This is a genomic window from Microbacterium sp. Root1433D1 (genome assembly GCF_001426835.1).
Taxonomy (GTDB): domain Bacteria; phylum Actinomycetota; class Actinomycetes; order Actinomycetales; family Microbacteriaceae; genus Microbacterium; species Microbacterium maritypicum.
This window is the reverse complement of the sequence record NZ_LMFN01000001.1, coordinates 147,430-163,894: the sequence shown is the minus strand read 5'-3', so window position 1 is coordinate 163,894 and position 16,465 is coordinate 147,430. Positions and strand designations below refer to the sequence as shown.

18 protein-coding genes are annotated in these 16,465 nt (G+C 68.4%); 12 read left to right on the top strand and 6 right to left on the bottom strand.

Translation table 11 applies throughout. From position 1 onward, the window contains the following. Window positions 1–58 precede the first annotated feature (58 nt). Genes ASD13_RS00765 through ASD13_RS00745 form a run of 5 tightly spaced genes read right to left on the bottom strand, consistent with a single transcriptional unit; the run spans window position 59 to window position 6,338 of the window. Window positions 59–1,288 (bottom strand): APC family permease, encoded by a 1,230-nt coding sequence (locus ASD13_RS00765; protein ID WP_055864660.1) that lies wholly within the window; start codon window positions 1,286–1,288, stop codon window positions 59–61. A gap of 4 nt (window positions 1,289–1,292) precedes the next feature. Next, the gene (locus ASD13_RS00760) at window positions 1,293–2,978 is read right to left on the bottom strand and encodes a CocE/NonD family hydrolase (RefSeq protein ID WP_055864658.1); all 1,686 of its coding nucleotides are present in this window, start codon (window positions 2,976–2,978) and stop codon (window positions 1,293–1,295) included. Next, window positions 2,975–4,273: an MFS transporter gene (locus ASD13_RS00755; protein ID WP_055866764.1), complete on the bottom strand. Its 1,299-nt coding sequence runs from the start codon at window positions 4,271–4,273 to the stop codon at window positions 2,975–2,977. The genes ASD13_RS00760 and ASD13_RS00755 overlap by 4 nt, the downstream gene beginning before the upstream one ends. Window positions 4,274–4,314: 41 nt before the next feature. Beyond that, on the bottom strand, window positions 4,315–5,331 hold the full coding sequence (locus ASD13_RS00750) for an alpha/beta hydrolase fold domain-containing protein (protein ID WP_055864655.1): 1,017 nt from the start codon (window positions 5,329–5,331) through the stop codon (window positions 4,315–4,317). After that, the gene (locus tag ASD13_RS00745; RefSeq protein ID WP_055864653.1) at window positions 5,328–6,338 is read right to left on the bottom strand and encodes an alpha/beta hydrolase; all 1,011 of its coding nucleotides are present in this window, start codon (window positions 6,336–6,338) and stop codon (window positions 5,328–5,330) included. Before ASD13_RS00745 ends, ASD13_RS00750 begins: the two co-directional genes overlap by 4 nt. Window positions 6,339–6,441: 103 nt before the next feature. Here ASD13_RS00745 and ASD13_RS00740 point away from each other — a divergent pair, with 103 nt between their 5' ends. From ASD13_RS00740 to ASD13_RS00715, 7 genes are all read left to right on the top strand, one after another. After that, on the top strand, window positions 6,442–7,428 hold the full coding sequence (locus tag ASD13_RS00740; protein ID WP_055864651.1) for a LacI family DNA-binding transcriptional regulator: 987 nt from the start codon (window positions 6,442–6,444) through the stop codon (window positions 7,426–7,428). A 103-nt stretch (window positions 7,429–7,531) separates the two neighbouring features. Continuing rightward, window positions 7,532–7,825, top strand: coding sequence for a hypothetical protein (locus tag ASD13_RS00735; protein WP_055864648.1), 294 nt, complete (start codon window positions 7,532–7,534; stop codon window positions 7,823–7,825). Further along, a complete protein-coding gene (locus ASD13_RS00730) occupies window positions 7,822–9,480 on the top strand; it encodes a hypothetical protein (protein ID WP_055864645.1) in 1,659 nt (552 codons plus the stop codon). Before ASD13_RS00735 ends, ASD13_RS00730 begins: the two co-directional genes overlap by 4 nt. A 101-nt stretch (window positions 9,481–9,581) precedes the next feature. After that, a complete protein-coding gene (locus ASD13_RS00725; RefSeq protein ID WP_055864642.1) occupies window positions 9,582–9,989 on the top strand; it encodes a hypothetical protein in 408 nt (135 codons plus the stop codon). 46 nt (window positions 9,990–10,035) lie between these two features. Then, on the top strand, window positions 10,036–10,290 hold the full coding sequence (locus ASD13_RS17310) for a hypothetical protein (RefSeq protein WP_157535554.1): 255 nt from the start codon (window positions 10,036–10,038) through the stop codon (window positions 10,288–10,290). Between the two features lie 83 nt (window positions 10,291–10,373). Further along, a complete protein-coding gene (locus ASD13_RS00720; RefSeq protein WP_055864640.1) occupies window positions 10,374–10,793 on the top strand; it encodes a hypothetical protein in 420 nt (139 codons plus the stop codon). Window positions 10,794–10,915: 122 nt separating this feature from the next. After that, complete coding sequence (locus ASD13_RS00715; RefSeq protein WP_055864637.1) at window positions 10,916–11,320, top strand: hypothetical protein; 405 nt, start codon at window positions 10,916–10,918, stop codon at window positions 11,318–11,320. Between the two features lie 33 nt (window positions 11,321–11,353). Here ASD13_RS00715 and ASD13_RS00710 read toward each other — a convergent pair whose 3' ends face one another. Then, window positions 11,354–11,824 carry a PaaI family thioesterase gene (locus ASD13_RS00710; protein WP_055864634.1) on the bottom strand — a complete coding sequence of 157 codons (471 nt, stop codon included), beginning with the start codon at window positions 11,822–11,824 and terminating at the stop codon, window positions 11,354–11,356. A gap of 108 nt (window positions 11,825–11,932) precedes the next feature. Between ASD13_RS00710 and ASD13_RS00705 the strand changes: the two genes are divergently transcribed. The 5 genes from ASD13_RS00705 to eno all read left to right on the top strand — a co-directional run bounded on the left by ASD13_RS00705 (window position 11,933) and on the right by eno (window position 16,449). Further along, entirely contained in the window at window positions 11,933–12,331 is a 399-nt protein-coding gene (locus ASD13_RS00705; protein ID WP_055864631.1) for a GntR family transcriptional regulator, read from the top strand. Further along, complete coding sequence (locus ASD13_RS00700) at window positions 12,328–13,398, top strand: DUF1648 domain-containing protein (RefSeq protein WP_055864627.1); 1,071 nt, start codon at window positions 12,328–12,330, stop codon at window positions 13,396–13,398. The genes ASD13_RS00705 and ASD13_RS00700 overlap by 4 nt, the downstream gene beginning before the upstream one ends. Beyond that, window positions 13,395–14,345, top strand: a complete 951-nt coding sequence (locus ASD13_RS00695) for a CPBP family intramembrane glutamic endopeptidase (protein WP_055864624.1) — start codon at window positions 13,395–13,397, stop codon at window positions 14,343–14,345. The genes ASD13_RS00700 and ASD13_RS00695 overlap by 4 nt, the downstream gene beginning before the upstream one ends. A gap of 31 nt (window positions 14,346–14,376) precedes the next feature. Beyond that, complete coding sequence (locus ASD13_RS00690) at window positions 14,377–15,036, top strand: O-methyltransferase (protein ID WP_055864621.1); 660 nt, start codon at window positions 14,377–14,379, stop codon at window positions 15,034–15,036. A 132-nt stretch (window positions 15,037–15,168) separates the two neighbouring features. Further along, the gene (gene eno / locus ASD13_RS00685; RefSeq protein ID WP_055864618.1) at window positions 15,169–16,449 is read left to right on the top strand and encodes a phosphopyruvate hydratase; all 1,281 of its coding nucleotides are present in this window, start codon (window positions 15,169–15,171) and stop codon (window positions 16,447–16,449) included. The last annotated feature ends 16 nt before the right edge of the window (window positions 16,450–16,465 follow it).

Here is a 16,465-nt window from a genome sequence, read left to right as displayed (position 1 = left end):
AGCGGCTGACCTCCGAGCGGCTGACCTCCGAGCGGTGAGCCTAGGCCCCGCACGGTTCTCACACCCGAGTGAACCGCAGCCGCAGCACCCGGTATCCCACACCGAGGAGCACCACGGCGGTTCCGACCAGCGACGCGAACACGGGCAGGGTGTTCACCAGGACCAGGCATCCGAGGGCTCCGAGCACCTGCAGGGCTCGCGGGTAGCGTCGTGCGCGTCCCGTCTGCCGGAAGGCGGCTGCATTCGCGATCAGGTAGTAGAGGAGCACGCCGAAGGACGAGAAACCGATGGCGCCGCGCAGATCGGCGACGAGCACGATGGCGATCACGATGAGGGCGATGGCGATCTCGGCGCGCTGCGGAACCTGATGGCGCCGGTCGATCTTCGCGAGGAATCGAGGAACATCGCCCTCGCGAGCCATAGCCAGAGTCGTGCGGCCGATTCCGGTCAGCAGCGCCAGGAGAGCGCCGAGCGAGGCGGCAGCCGCTGCCACGCGAAGAACCGGAGTCCACGCTGATGCGCCGGCGGCGGTGAGCAGGTCGACCAGCGGCGCCGTCGAACCGATCACATCGGCGCCGAGAACGAGCACGACGACCGCACCGACCAGTGCATAAACGACGACCGCGCCCCCCAGGGCGAACACGATGGCGCGGGGGATCGTGCGCGCGGGATCGACGACCTCTTCGCCCATCGTCGCGATGCGGGCGTAGCCGGCGAATGCGAAGAACAGCAGCCCGGCGCCCTGGAGCACCCCGTAGACCGTGGCATCGGGCAGCGGGGTGGGAGAGGCGGTCGGGGTGGCCGCGAATCCGAAGCCGACCGCGACCGCGAGCCCGAGCAGCGAGCACACGACGAGGATGCGGGTGACCAGGGCCGTGCGTGTCACACCGAAGCAGTTCACGACGGCGAGGAGCACGACCGCCGCGACGGCGACGGGCACCTGCCATCCGGCCGGGGCCGCATAGGCGGCGAAGGTCATGGCCATGGCCGCGCAGCTGGCGATCTTGCCGATCACGAAGCTCCACCCCGCGATGAAGCCCCACCAGGGACCGATCTCCGCGCGGGCGTAGGCGTACGTGCCACCGGCGACGGGGTGCGCTGCGGCGAGCTGCGCCGACGAGGTGGCGTTGCAGTATGCGACGACGGCGGCGACCGCGAGGGCGATGAGGATGCCGCTCCCTGCGACGCCGATCGCGGGAGCCCACACCGCGAAGACGCCGGCGCCGATCATCGAGCCGAGGCCGATGGCGACCGCATCCGCGAGAGTCAGGCGACGGGCGAGGGGCATCCCGTCATCGTGGCACGCGACGGTGAACGGCGGGTGACGAGGCTCCCGCGTGAGTCGGGACCGTCACCTCGGCGGGCAGGGTGAGGGTGGCAGGATCGGTCCCTCCCACACGCACGGTCTGTTCGCTGGCGAGCAGGCGCGAGTGATCGCGCACCGGATCGTCCGTGCCGGGGTTGCGCAGATGCAGAGGGTGGGCACCGGACGACACCTGCACGCGCAGACGCGACCCGGCGGCGAAGCGGTGGGCGAGGGGCGCGAGTTCGAGCCGCACGGTGCCCGCCTCGATCCCCGCATCGTCGGGGGAGAGCCGTCGGTACCCGTCGGTGACCGCCCGCGAGACGCCCCGGGTGTCGACCTCGCAGAGACGCACGAACAGGTCGGCTCGGGGATTCGACGATGAGAACGGCAGGGCGATCTCGGGCACTCCGATGACCAGCAGGTCTTCCGGAAGCGGATCGCCGGTGAACACGAGCACATCGTCCCGGCGTTCGCGGACGCGCTGTCTGCGTCGTCCTGCAGAGAACGGATTGAGCGTGCGTCCGCCGCCGTCCGGGGTCGGATCCGCAGGGTCGTAGCGGTACGTCAGGTCGGCGGCGGGGTGCTCGGCACCGCTCCGGTCGAGTCGCCCGTCGGGGGTGAGCGTCACGGTCATCGCCGTGTGCGGCGGTGGCCAGCTCAGAAGCTCCCGCCGCCCACCGCCTCCGGTCACGTCGAGGCGCACGCCGTTCGTGGCCGCGTCCGCAGTGAAGGAGCGCAGCGCCTCGCGGACCCCGATGACGGTGATCTCCGGAGCGCCATGCACCCAGTCGCCGATGATGAGGCGCACCGGGCGGTCCGCGTCGCGGAGGGCGGCGTAGTCCGCCAGCTGACCGACCAGGAACAGGTCCTGCCATCCGGCGACGAGCGTGACGGGCGGGACGGTCTCCACATCCTGCGCGAAGTGCATCGGCTCCCACCACGGGTCGCCGTGGTCGCTGTGCTCGACCCAGTCGCGGAAGAACTGCGGGTCCGCGTCACGCGCCACGCGCACCGCCTCCGAGGGGGGAATCGCGAGCGCCCCACGACGGAAAGCGCGGCGGGCGCGCAGCAGCGCCCAGGCCTTCGACGGCAGCGACCGCTCCTGGATGTCCAGCGCGTAGGCCCATGTGAGAGGGATGTCGATCGAGAATCCGCCGCCCGGGTAGAGGATCGCGTCGTCGAAGCGTCGCGCGGAGATCGCGATGCCCAGGGCGTCGGGACGCTCGTCGCCGTCGCAGTAGGCCCACTGCGTCACGCCGAAGTAGCTTCCGCCCCAGGAGTGCACACGGCCGGTCGCCCACGTCTGCGCGCGCAACCAGCGCATGGTCGCCTGCCCGTCGGCGACCTCGTCGTGCAGCGGGTCGAACGCGCCGCCCGAACCGAACGTGCCGCGGCAGCTCTGCACCACGACATGGTGCCCGCGTTCGGCGAGGAAGAGCGCCACCCCGGCGATGCCGTCACGCCCATAGGGAGTGCGGATCAGCACGGTGTGCCCGCCGGCCCCCTCCGCATGCCAATGGTCGGTGAGGAGAGTGACGCCGTCGTCCGCCGGGACGGGGATGTCGGCTGCCCGAACGACCTCGTGGTGCGTCCGCGGAGGCATGTCCGCGGCGCGGTTCAGGCGCCGGTACTCGCGACGGGCTGCGCCGCCGAGACGGGGAGCATCGGTCATCGCACGCCCTTCACTCGGGTGACCGCGAACGCGGCGATCACAGCCATCACGACCGCGCCGATGTAGAGGGCCGCGAAGTTCTCACCTGTCGGCGAGCCTATGCGGGTGGCGAAGAATCCGAAAACGGGTACGAGGATGCCCGGCAGCAGGTAGGCGAGCGCCACGATGCCGAGGTCCTTGCCCGCGTCCTCGACGGAGGGGAGGCACTCCGTCATCAGGGCGACGTCTGCCGCGATGTACGCTCCCTGCCCGGCACCGACGATCGCGATGCCGACGAGGAAGAACGCGATGTCGCCGAACGAGATCGCCAGCACCAGCCCGCCGGCGCTCGCGAGGGCGCCGATGATCACGCTCGGCTTGCGGCGCCCTGTCCGATCGGAGATCACGCCGAAGACGAATGCCATCACCAGGTTCATCAGGGTGAAGGCCGCGGTGGCCTGCGTCTGCACGGCGGCGATCTCGGTCGGGTCGTCGATCCCGAAGCGTCCGGAGATCGTCAGGTAGAGGTAGCTGGTGACCGACACGATCGATGCGGTCATGAAGAAGCGGCACACCCATGCCCAGGCGAAGTCGGGGTAGCGGCGCGGGCTCAGCCAGAAGGTGTCCAGGACGCCGCTCCAGTCCATCGGCTCCGCGGGTTCCAGACGTCGGATGTCCTTCAGGGTGAAGAACAGCGTGATCGCCAGGACGACGGCGAGCCCGCCCGGGATCAGGAACATGCCGACCTGACCGATCGGGGCGACGGCACCCGCGAGGGAGACGCCGCCCAGGATCCCGATCGCGGTGGCGGCACCGGTGACGGCCGACATGATGGCGCGGATGCTGCGGCGGATCTGGTCGGCGAAGAGGGTGTGCACGGTCATCGAGACCGCGCCCCACCCCACGAGCACCAGGATCGTGCCGACCGCGAGCACGAGGAGCGACGGGGCCGTGGCCTGCACCGCGTAGCCGGCCAGCGCGATCAGAGAGCCGGAGAGGATCCAGGGCCGACGGATGCCGAGCCTCGACATCGAGCGGTCGCTGAGGCGGCCGAAGATCGGCGTCGTGATGAGGATGGCGGCGCCGCCGATAGTGAGGATGATGCTGAGGTCTCCCGTCGCCTGATCGGGATCCCACTCCTTGAGGAGCTGGGGGATCGCGACGCTGGCGACGCCCTGGGCGATGCCGGATCCGAGCCAGGCGAGCACGAAGGAGACCCAGAACCAGCGCGTCTGGCGCTGGCCCGGGATCGCGTCGGTGGTGAGCGGCGGAGCGGGGTCCGCGGGGAAGACTGGATCGACTGCGTGGGTGGACATCATCGTCTCCGGATCGGGGTCGGGGTCGGGGTGCGGAGTGGTCACCGGTGCGTACCGGCGGTCAGCGCCGGATCGGCGATCGGGAGGGGGGTCGTGCCGTAGGCGTCGGCGAGCTCGGCGACCACGACGTCGCGCCACGTCCGTGCGCCCTCCCAGCGGCGGGTGAGACCGGGGGAGGCGTGATCGTGGCCGGGTCCGATGCGCAGTCTGACGGGGACTCCCGCCCTCCGCAGCGCATCGGCATAGGCGGTGGCCCCGTCCCTCAGGGGATCGAACTCGGCGGCGAGGATCAGTGCGGGGGCGAGCCGCCGGTGATCCGGCGCATCCAGCGGAGAGGCCTCTGCGAGGGGAGCTCCGGCGCGATAGACCTCGGCGAGGTGTTCGACGCTTTGCCTGTCGGCGGGGCTCAGGTAACGGTGCATAGAGTCCCCGACGATCCGCAGCGCCGCGGGGAGCACTTCGAGCGTCTGGTGGTGCAAGGGCGTTCCGGCGTCGCGCATGCGCAGGGCCGTCGTGGCCGCTATCGTCGCGCCGGCGGAGTTGCCGCCGACGCCGAGTCGGTGCGCGTCGACCGCCAGCTCGTCTGCGCGCTCCCGGATGTCAGCGAGTGCGGCGACGGCGTCGTCGACCGGAGCCGGGAAGGGATGCTCGGGCGCCAGCCGGTACTCCAGTGCGATGATCTGCACTGCGGAGCGCAGGGAGCGATCAGCGCACAGGCGCTCGTTGAGAAGCTCGTCGATCGTGCCGCCGGTCCAGCCGCCGCCGTGCAGCCACAAGATAGTCGGCAGTGCACCGGTCGACGATCCTGGTCGGAATCGACGCGCACGCAGCGGACCCGTCCCACCGGCGACCACGAGGTCGTCGATCAGCACGCCTGCGGGAACCGCTTCGGTGAACTCCACCGCCAGGAGGTCGCTCAACTCCCGCTGCGCCCGGCGTCGTGCTCCCGGCTCGGGGGACTCGAGGTCGGGAAGGGTCGCGGAGAGCTCGCGGATACGTTGGATCCACTCCAGGATCTCGGCACTCAGCGGCGGCCGGCGGTACTCGTGGTCGCTCATGCCGCCCCTCTCGCGTGCAGCGTGCGCAGCTCGGAGACGACGAGACGGTGCGCGACGTCTGCGGCGGGCACGTATCCGGTCGAGCCGAGCGAGCCGTGCGTCTGCCCGATGAAGCGCATCGCGGTCACGGGCACACCTGCGGCGGAGAGCGCTCGGGCGTAGGCCTCTCCGTCGCCGCGCAGGGGGTCGAGCTCGGAGGTGAGGATGAGTGCTGGGGGGAGCCGCTCGTGCGACGTGGCCCGCAGCGGTGAGGCGTAGGGGAGGCGGGCGACTGCGGAGTCTTCTCCGAGGTACTGCCGCACCAGGGTGCGGCCGGCCGCGCGCACGATCACTCCCGGCATGCGCGCATCGATGCCGCGCATGTCGGCGTGCCCCATGGTCAGATCCAGCGCAGGGTTCTCCAGCAACTGCAGGACTATCGGATGCGCTGAGCGATCGCGGTTCATGAGTGTCACGGCCGCGGCGAGGTCGCCTCCCGACGATGCTCCGCCCACGGCCATCCGCTCCGGCGACGCCCCCAGCTCCTCTGCGTGGGCGCGGGTCCATTCGAAGGCCGACCAGCACTGCTCCGGTTGCGCGGGGAATCGCTGCTCTGGTGCGTGGGCGTAGTCGGCCGCGACGATCACGATCCCCGCATCCCGCGCTCTCACACGGAAGCGGGCGTCCCAGGAGACCCAGTCGATCCCGGCGATCGTGAATCCTCCGCCGTAGTAGTAGACCAGCACGGGAAGGCCCGATCCCGCCGGCGCGCGCTCCTCGCCGGGCCAATACACGCGGATGCGCACGCCGGGATGTCCGTCGACCGGAACCGTGTGCTCTTCCGAGGCCGTAGGGAGCGGCGTGATCCCGAGCGCGGCGCTCACGGTGTCGTCGTTGCGCGCAGCGACTCGGCGTCGTCCTGCGGGGTCTGCGGGTTCGTCTTCGAGCAGCGGGGCGACTCGCTCCTCCCATGCAGCGACCGCGCTGTCGAGCGTCGGACGTTGGAATCGGGACCGGGGTGTCGGCATCGGTCATCTCCTTCGACGAGTTCCGCACCGACGGGTTCCGATCGTGCGGGTTCCGACCTAGTCTGGGCAATCGAAGAACTTCGATGAAGAAGGAAGTCCGACCATGCGCGCACGACCGGGACGGGTCACCATCTACGACGTCGCGGAGCGCGCCGGAGTGAGCATCTCCACCGTGTCGCTGGCGGTGAGCGCCCCGCATCGGGTGCGCCCCGAGACCCGCCAGCGCATCGTCGCCGCGGCCACAGCGCTCGGCTACCGGATGACACAGGGGCGACGTGTCGGAGCCGCGCGCATCGCGGTCGCCGCCCCGTTCACCACCTACCCCTCGTACCTGCGCCGCCTGTCCGGCATGCTCCGCCGGGCGAGGGACGCGGCGGTGGACATCATCCCGTACGACCTCGATTCCGCCGCGGCTGCCGACGAGCCGCTGCTCGACGTCCTGCCCACGCGCACGGATGCCACCGGGCTCGTGGTGATGGGGGTTCCACTGGGCGGGGCCGCACGTCGGGCGAGCAGGGCGGCGCGCATCCCGGTCGTCTACGTCGACGTGGTGCCGACGCGGTCGGACGTGGACGGTCCGGTCGTCCTCGTCGACGATCGCGACGGTGGTGCGCAGATCGGGCGCCACCTCGCCGAGCTCGGGCATCGCCGCGTCCTCTTCGTGCACGAGCCGCAGCGCTCGCCGGCCTACGTGTCGGCGGGGATGCTCCGTATCGAGGGGCTGACCCAGCATCTGGCGATGACCGATCTCGCCGTCGCCGACCCCTCCTCGGTCGATGGCCGGGTGATCGCTGCGGCCCGAGCCGCGGGTGCGACGGCGATCGTCGCGAACCACGACCAGTTCGCCGCCGCGGTGATGTCGGCGCTACGCGCGGATCCTGGCACTGCCCCGCTCGCTGTCGTCGGCTACGACGACGGTGAGGTCGCCGCAGCGCTCGACCTCACGACCGTGCGGCAGCCGTTCGAGGAGAGCGGGCGCACGGCCCTCGAACTCGTCCTCGGACTGGTGTCGGGCGCATCGACCGCACACGACACCGTGCGACTCGCCCCGACCCTGATCGCGAGGTCGTCGACGCTCGCGCCAGGGTGACGAAGCGTCGTTCGGTCGTCGCCTATGCTTGCTTCCACGCCTGACCTCGTGTGGTGAAACCATGAGGGAAGGATGATCCAGATGGATACCGGGGGGTGTCTTCATGTCGGAAGTACAGGTGTTCTATGACGAATTGCAGTCGTCGGCGTCAGATCTCGCCGATGCCGCGTTCGTCCTGCAGACGGATGCATCGAATCTCGTCGGCGGTGATGCCGGAGTTGATGCTCCGATCGGCCGCTACACGCTGAAGACCGCGGTCGACAGGCAGGTCGATGTGCTCCGTGAGGCCACGCTCGCGCATCGGGAGGCGAGCGCCGCCCTGCGGACCACCCTGTCCAACATCACGGATCGGTACTCCGACCTCGATGTCGAGCTCACGGGTGAGGAGCAGCCGTGAGTCTTGCTTCTCCGAACCGCGGATACCCGCTGGAGAAGATCACCGGCGACGTAGGGACGATGTCGCGGTGGGTGGATCAGTTCGAGGTCGTCGCCGAGCACCTCAGCGCGCTTCGCGGAGCGGCCGCGCGGACGACGGAGTGCGCCGGGGTGGGAAAGGCCGTCTCCGGCGCCCGCGGGGACGCTGCGGCGATCCTGTCGGTGATCGGCCCAGACGTCGCGCTCGCGCAGACGCTCGCCGGAGCCCTGACGGCGTACGCGCAGGCGCACGACGCGCACGCCCAGAAGGCGAACGCGCTGATCGAGGAGATCGAGAGTGCGCACGCCCAGCACGAAACGCTGGGAAGGGCCGCTGACAGTGCCGGGCGCGGTGCGCTGGCCGCGTCGAGGCTCGACGACCCCGCAGCCCTGGAGAAGGCGGAAGACGAGGCGACGGCACAGATCGGAGCGCGCGATCGGGCCGAGGAGGAGCTGAACGAGCTCTGGAGCGAGTACGAACGACACTTCGGGGCCTGGGAAGAGGCCTACGACGCCGCAGTGCGGGCATTGGTCCCGTCGGAGAGCGTCCCGGTGACCCTCGAGGCGCGGGACTTCCTCGATGCGCTCCTGTCCGCCGACACCCCGGAGGACGTGCTGCTCCTGTGGCTGTCGCGGCCGGAGTTGCAAGACGAGGTGATCAATGCGCACCCCGAGATCGTGGGCGCGATGGACGGGATTCCCGCCCTCGTTCGCGTGGCTGCAAACCGCTTGAACGCGCCCGACTGGATCGCGGAGGCCGAAGCGGACCTCGCCGTCGAAGGGATCTCAGATGAACGCGCGGCCTTCCTGCGCAGTGAGATCGCCTACCTGAAGCAGGTGCTGAGCGATGATGCTCCCGTACAGCTCTACCTCTACGATCGCGATTCCTCTCGGATCGTCGAGATGATCGGAACCCCCTCGCCCGAGACGGAGAAGGTGATCACGTATGTGCCCGGAACCTTCACGAGTCTCGGGGATTTCTACCGGGGTGGCGCGCAGCAGATCGCTGGGTACCTCGCGGACCAGGTGCCCGGTACGGTCGCGTTCGTCTACAAAGACGGGCCGTTCCCGGGTGAGAACACCGACGTCGGCGGCATCGACATGTTCCGCATCGGCGAGGCGAACGATGAGGATCGCGCGCTCGCGGCAGGGCGACAGCTCGCGCGGTTCGAGGCGGGCATGCGCGCGGACCCGCTCCTCGGGGCGGCGGAGCAGGATGCTCTCGGACATAGCTGGGGGCTGTCGAACGTCACGAGCTCCGAGGTCGCTGGGGCAGACTACGACAAGGTGATCTCGCTCTCGGGGGCAGGGATGCCCGAAGCGTGGAACCCTGGGCAGGACACGACGTACACCGACCTCTCCTACAACGACATCCTGCAATCGGGGCAGGGGCTCGGGATCGTCTGGGACGGGAACAATCCACGGGAGCACCCGGCTTTCGAGCACGGCGAATACTACGAAGGGCCGCATGATGACGAACTGGCAGAGTCGGCAACTGTGCCGTCCAGCGGATACCCGTCGGTGTATGTACCGCTCGATGACATCGGGGTGCTGATGGACAATCACAACCTGATCGCGACGAACAGTGACGCCAACGATGAGGCCTTGAAGTATCTGAAGAAGCTGGTGGCCAGATGAGAGGCAGCAGGTGGCGGGCTGTTGCCGTCGCGTTACTTTGCGCGACCGTGCTCTCAGGTTGTGCGCCCGCCGCTCAAACGCCTGCTGACGAAGGGAGTCCCGTGACGTTGGAAGAAGCGAAATCTGACGCGCAGGCGATCGAGCTTGAGATTGCGGCGTTGATTCCTGCGGATGTTGTGGCAAATGTCGTCCAGAAGCCAGAAGGAACGCTGTTCTCTTGCGACGATGCGCAACACCGGTGGAAAGGTCTCACAACGGTTGCTCTGGTGCCAGGCACGGACGTCGAAATGATCGTCAAGGGCGTTGAGGCTCAAATGGCAGACGACGACCGCTTCGAGATGAGGAGCTGGGTCGACCCTGCCGGCGAGTACACCGTGCAGCTGACGTCCCCCGAGACCGCTGCGAACTTCATCTTCGGTGAAGGTACTGAAGAGGGGACTATCGACATCGATTCAGGTTCCGAGTGCTTCACGTTGCCGGAGGGCGTCTATCCGGGCGGCAAGTTCTGACAGGCGCTCCTGCAGCACCTTCGCGACGACGCTGCCCTCGCGGTCGATGATGACGGTCTCCACGCACGAGAGCACCTTGGCTCCGCCACATGCACGCTCTTTCGAGCACGGCGAATACTACGAAGGGCCGCATGATGACGAACTGGCAGAGTCGGCAGCTGTGCCATCCAGTGGATACCCGTCGGTGTATGTACCGCTCGATGACATCGGCGTGCTGATGGACAATCACAACCTGATCGCCACCAATATCGACGACAATCTGCCGGTCTTGCGTGACATCGCGAAGCTGGTGAAACAGTGATCCGGCGATGGCTTGCGGGAACAGTCGCCTTCCTGGTCGCTATCGCGCTGGTCGGTTGCACAGCTCCCGAGAAGGAGGTTCCGATGGATCAGAAGAGCCTCACCTGGGAGGAAGCGAAGACCGCGACCCAGGCAACAGAACTCGAGATCGCGGATCTCGTTCCGGCCGAGTACGTCGTGAGCATTGTTCAGAAGCCGACTGGCACGTTGTTCTCGTGCGATGACGGGCAACACACCTGGTATGGCTCGACGGCGATCGCGCTGACGCCCGATGCCGATGCGGAGCAGATCGTCAGAACACTTGAATCGCACTTTCGGGAGGATGAGCGCTTCGACGTGCGAAACCGTCGCGACGTCGTCGACGAGTATGAGATTCAACTGATGTCGCCTGATACCGCCGAAACCTACGTCATTGGCCCAGATGGCGCGGCGGCGCTCCTGATCAGCTCGGGGTCACCGTGCTTCACCTTGCCAGATGACGTTTACCCCGGAGGGAAATTCTGAGGCCTGACGCTGGTGAACGCATCGGAACCGCGCCGTGGCGGACTGCAGCCATCTTTCTGCTGTGTGTGATGGTGTTGTCAGGGTGCACGCCCGCAGCCGATGAGTCGAGCGAGGAGAGCAGCGTGACATGGGAAGAGGCCAAGACTGATGCGCAGGCAATTGAGATGGAGATCGCATCGTTGATTCCGGCGGAGGCGGTGGTGGGCATTGTTCAAAAGCCGGAGGGAACTTTGTTGTCTTGCGATGAGACGCAGCACAACTGGAATGGTTCGACCACCGTCACGCTAACGCCCTCTTCAAACGCCGAACGTATCGTCAAGGATCTTGAGACTCGCTTGGAGGACGATGATCGATTCGAGTCGAGGAATTGGATTGATCCCACAGGCGCGTACAACGTGCAACTTATGTCGCCGTCGACCGCCGCAAGCTTCATCTTCGGTGAAGACGAGCCGCACAAGATCCGCATCGCGTCGGGTTCGGTCTGCTTCACGTTGCCGGAGGGTGTCTATCCGGGCGGCACGTTCTGACGACCGCCCCGCCTACACCTCCACGGCCCTCGATCAACTACGCGAGGCGGTGACCCGCTTCTTCTCCCGGATGTAGACCTCGCGCCGTACTCTCGCGACGACGTCGCCCTCCCGGTCGGTGATGACGGTCTCGAACCACTCGAGCACCTTGGCTCCGCCGCGTGCGCGCTCACGGATCTCCTCGGCCTTCTCCTTCGACACCTCGAACTCGGCAGTGAGCACGCCACGGCCGGGCTTGAGGAACTCGATCTCGCCGCGGGTGTCCCACACGACGTGATCGCGTCCGAGCTGGTGCATCACCAGCATGAAGAAGTACGGGTCGGTCATCGCCGACATCGACCCACCGAACGCGGTCTTGACGTAGTTGCGGGTGAAGACGTTCACGTGGAGTTCGACCGTGGCGTGGGTCCAATCCTCACTGAAGCGGCGGATGCGGATGCCGCTGAAGAGGTTGGGGATCCACAGGCTCATGCCGATCGCGAGACGGCGGGGAGTGATGCGCATCACGCCAGTGTGGAGGAACGAGCAGAGAGCGACAAAGACGTCTGGAGGGTTGTCACAGTTGTTATAGTTCGCATAGAATAAGTAGCGATTCCACGAGAGGAGGATCGGATGCTCATCCGTGTCGATCCCGACAGCTCCCGCGCGCTGTACGACCAGGTCGCGGCCTCCATCCGCTCCGACATCCTCACCGGGGTCCTCGCTCCGGGCGATCGCCTTCCCGCGGCACGCGATGTCGCCGAAGCGCTCGACATCAACCAGCACACCGTGCTGCACGCCTACCAGCGACTGCGTGACGAGGGCCTGGTCGATCTGCGTCGCGGCAGGGGAGCGGTGATCGCGGCCTCGGCCGCGCCGCTCGCAGAACTCGCCAACGACATCGACGATCTGGTGCGCCGTGCCGCGGCACTCGGCGTCTCCGCCGACACGCTCGCCGGCATCGTCCATGCGCACCGTGACGCCCGCACCGGCATGGACCCGATCGAGAACCACGAGGAGGATTCGCCATGACCCATCGTGACGCCACCCACGACCTCACCCGTACCCCGCCGCAACTGCTGCGACGCGCACGAGTGGCCTTCTTCCTCGTCGCGGTGATCGTGCCGACCGTGATCACCGCCGTCGCCGTCGTGATCCTCCTCACCTGGTTGCCCACGCTGCCGGCTCAGGTCGCGACCCATTGGGGCCCTAGCGGTGCCGACGGATTCGGGGCGCCGTACACGTACCTCTGGCTCCTCATCGCGCTCGGGCTCGGGCTGCCGGTGCTGATGGCGGTCGCGACGCTCGCTTCCGCCGGTGCGCACTGGGGCGGCACTGCCCGCCTGATGGGCGCGCTCGCCGCGGGCATGGCCGCGCTGGCGGCGATCCTGAGTCTCGGATCCCTCGCGCTCCAGCGCGACCTCACCGATGTCTCCGACGTGCCGGGCATCGGCGAGACCTTCGCACTGGCCTTCGCCGGACTCGTGGCTGTCGGCGGCATCGCCTGGGCCGTGCAGCCCCGCGTCCGCCCCGAACGGGGGCGCACGCTGGAGCCACGGTATGCCGTGAACGTGGCGGAGGGAGAACGCGTCGTGTGGGTCGCCACGACGACCATGCCACGCGGCGCGCTCGCGTTCCTGTTCTTCGTGCTCCTCGGCCTGGTCGCGCTCGGTGCGTTCATGCTCGGCACCGGTGTCGAGGGTGGCTGGATCGTCGCCGTGGTGGTGCTCGTCGTGGGCCTCGCGCTGGCGGCGACAGCCTCCTTCCGCGTCAAGGTCACGCCGGAGGGCTTCTCGGCGCGGGCCCTGCTGAGGTGGCCGCGCATCCGCATCCCGCTCGACGAGATCGAGTCTGTGCGCGCCGTCGAGATCTCGCCGTTCGCCGAGTTCGGCGGCTGGGGGTGGCGCATCAGCGTCGACGGACGGTCCGGCATCGTCATGCGGCGCGGTTCGGCAATCGAGGTCTCCCGCCGTGACAGACGGCCGTTCATCGTGACGATCGACGGCGCGGAAGAAGCCGCGGCGCTGCTGCAGGCCTATGTCGACCGCTCACGAACACCCGGCACCTCCTCGACCGACTCCGGAAAGGCGACCTCATGAACCATCAGGCCCTGCACACGCGCCGCGTGCCGTGGACCGCGGTGATCGTCTTCGTGGCGGTCTCCTTCGCCCTCGCCTGGCTGGTGGCGCTGCCGTTGTGGCTGGGCGACGGTCTCGCTGAGCCGATCTCGGTCCTCCTGCTGCCGGTGATGATGTTCACACCCGCGGTGGCAGCCCTCGTCGTGACGTTCGTGATGCGCGTCCCCGCGCGCGGCCAGCGTGCACGGTTCCTCGGACTGTGGCCGATGCGGCCGGCGAAGCGGGTGATCTGGCTCATGGTCGCCGGCTGGCTCGTTCCGCCGCTGCTGGTGGGTCTGGGTATCCTGCTTTCCGCCGCGCTCGGCTTCGTGCAGCTCGATCTGACGTTCGCGGCGTTCGCCGCCGAACTCGAGAAGGCCGTCCCGGCCGGCACGCCGCTGCCTCCTGTCCAGGTCATCGTGTTCGCACAGCTCGCGATGATCCCCGTCGGCGGGCTGTTCAACAGCCTCTTCGCGTTCGGCGAGGAGCTCGGCTGGCGCGGCTGGCTGCTTCCTGCGCTGCGCCCGCTCGGCACCTGGCCGGCCCTGATCCTCAGCGGGGTGATCTGGGGTGCGTGGCACAGCCCGGTCATCCTTCTCGGCTACAACTTCGGGCGCACCGACCTCACCGGCGTGCTGCTCATGATCGGCGGATGCGTGGCCTGGGGCATTGTGCTCGGTTGGCTGCGCCTGCGTTCGGCATCCGTGTGGCCGGCGGTCATCGCGCACGGCTCGCTGAACGCCGCGGCGGGGCTCGTCCTCATCGTCGCCGCGACGCAGCCCGATATGGCCCTGGCCGGACCGCTCGGTGTGGCGACCTGGATCGTCCTCGCCCTCCTCACGGTCGTGCTGGTGCTGACCGGGCAGTTCCGCGCTCAGCCCGAGCTCGCCGATGCTCCGGGGCGCCTGCTCTCCGCACCGCGGTCTTGACGGACGGCAGCGGCGGGGGTTGGCTGAGGCCATGGAATCCACCCCCACCGCCTGGTCCGAAGCCGACGCCTTCCTCTCCGATCTGCTCGTCGGAGCCGATGCGGATCTGGAGTCGGCGCTCAGCGCGCAGCGCGAGGCGGGCCTGCCCGAGATCGAGGTGGCTCCTGTCGCCGGCAAGCTGCTGAACCTCCTCGTCCGCATCAGCGGAGCGCGGCGGGTGCTGGAGGTCGGCACGCTCGGCGGCTATTCCACGATCTGGCTCGCGCGGGCCGTCGGCCCCGGAGGGCGCGTCGTGACGATCGAGGCGGAGTCGGACAACGCGGCGATCGCCCGCGCCAGCATCGATGCCGCGGGCGTCGGTGATCGTGTCGACATCCGCGTGGGTAGGGGAGTGGACGTGCTCCCCACCCTGGTCGGCGGGTTCGACCTGGTGTTCATCGACGCCGACAAGGAGTCGAACACTATCTACCTCGATTGGGCGGCGAAGCTCGGCCACCCCGGCACCGTGGTCGTGCTCGACAACATCGGGCGTGAGGGCGAGATCGTCCGCGATGACAGCACCGACCCCAAGGTCGTCGGCACCCGTGAGGGACTGCGGATGCTGGGGGAGGACCCGCGATTCGACGCCACGGCCCTGCAGACCGTCGGCGCGAAGGGCTGGGACGGCTTCGCCATCGCCGTGGTCGTCTGATATCGACGGCGTCGGGAGCGTGCGCGCGAACCTGTCGGTCGGGTCCCTGACCCTGTCGGAGGGCCGGGCTAGACTGAGCGCGGATCGACGACGCTCCACACAACGTTTTCCCCCTGAGCAAGGAGCACATCAGTGGCACTGATCGAGGCTGTAGGCGCACGCGAGATTCTCGACTCGCGCGGAAACCCGACCGTTGAGGTGGAGGTCCTCCTCGACGACGGCATCGTGCAGCGGGCGGCCGTGCCGTCCGGCGCATCCACGGGCGCGTTCGAGGCGTACGAGCTCCGCGACGGAGACAAGAGCCGTTACGGCGGCAAGGGCGTGCTCAAGGCCGTCGAGGCCATCATCGACGAGCTCGGACCGGCGATCGAAGGTGTCGAGGCGAGCGAGCAGCGCATCGTCGACGAGATCCTGATCGAGGTCGACGGCACCGAGAACAAGAAGCGCGTCGGAGCCAACGCCATCCTCGGCGTCAGCCTCGCCGTCGCGAAGGCAGCGGCCGACTCGGCCGACCTCCCGCTCTTCCGCTACCTGGGCGGCCCGAACGCGCACGTGCTGCCCGTTCCGCTGTTCAACGTCATCAACGGTGGCGAGCACGCCGACAACGGCATCGACATGCAGGAGTTCTTCCTCGCCCCGATCGGTGCGGAGACCTACTCCGAGGCGCTCCGCTGGGGAGTCGAGACCTACCACGTGCTGCGTGCAGAGCTGAAGGCCGCGGGCTACGCGACCGGCCTCGGCGACGAGGGCGGCTTCGCTCCCGACCTGCCCAGCAACCGCGAGGGACTGGACTTCCTGGTGAAGGCGATCGAGAAGGCCGGCTTCACGCCCGGCACCGACATCGCGCTCGGCCTCGACGTCGCCGCGACCGAGTTCTTCAAGGACGGCGTCTACCGTCTCGACAACAAGGACTGGGACGCCGCGGCGCTCACCGAGTACTACGTCGGACTCGTCAACGACTTCCCGATCGTCACGATCGAAGATGCTCTCGCCGAAGACGACTGGGACAACTGGAAGCACCTCACCGACGCGCTCGGCAGCAAGGTGCAGCTGGTCGGCGACGACCTGTTCGTCACCAACCCGCAGCGTCTCGCCGACGGCATCAAGCGCGGCGTCGCGAACTCGCTGCTCGTCAAGGTCAACCAGATCGGCACGCTCACCGAGACGTTCGACGCGGTCAGCCTCGCTCAGCGCTCCGGCTACACGGCGATGCTCTCGCACCGTTCGGGTGAGACCGAAGACACCACGATCGCCGACCTGGTCGTCGCGACCAACGCCGGACAGATCAAGGCGGGTGCTCCTGCTCGCAGCGAGCGCGTCGCGAAGTACAACCAGCTGCTGCGCATCGAGGAAGAGCTCGGCGACGCCGCGGTCTTCGCCGGCCGTTCCGCGTTCCCGCGCTACCAGGCCTGAGCGCACCGATACACCG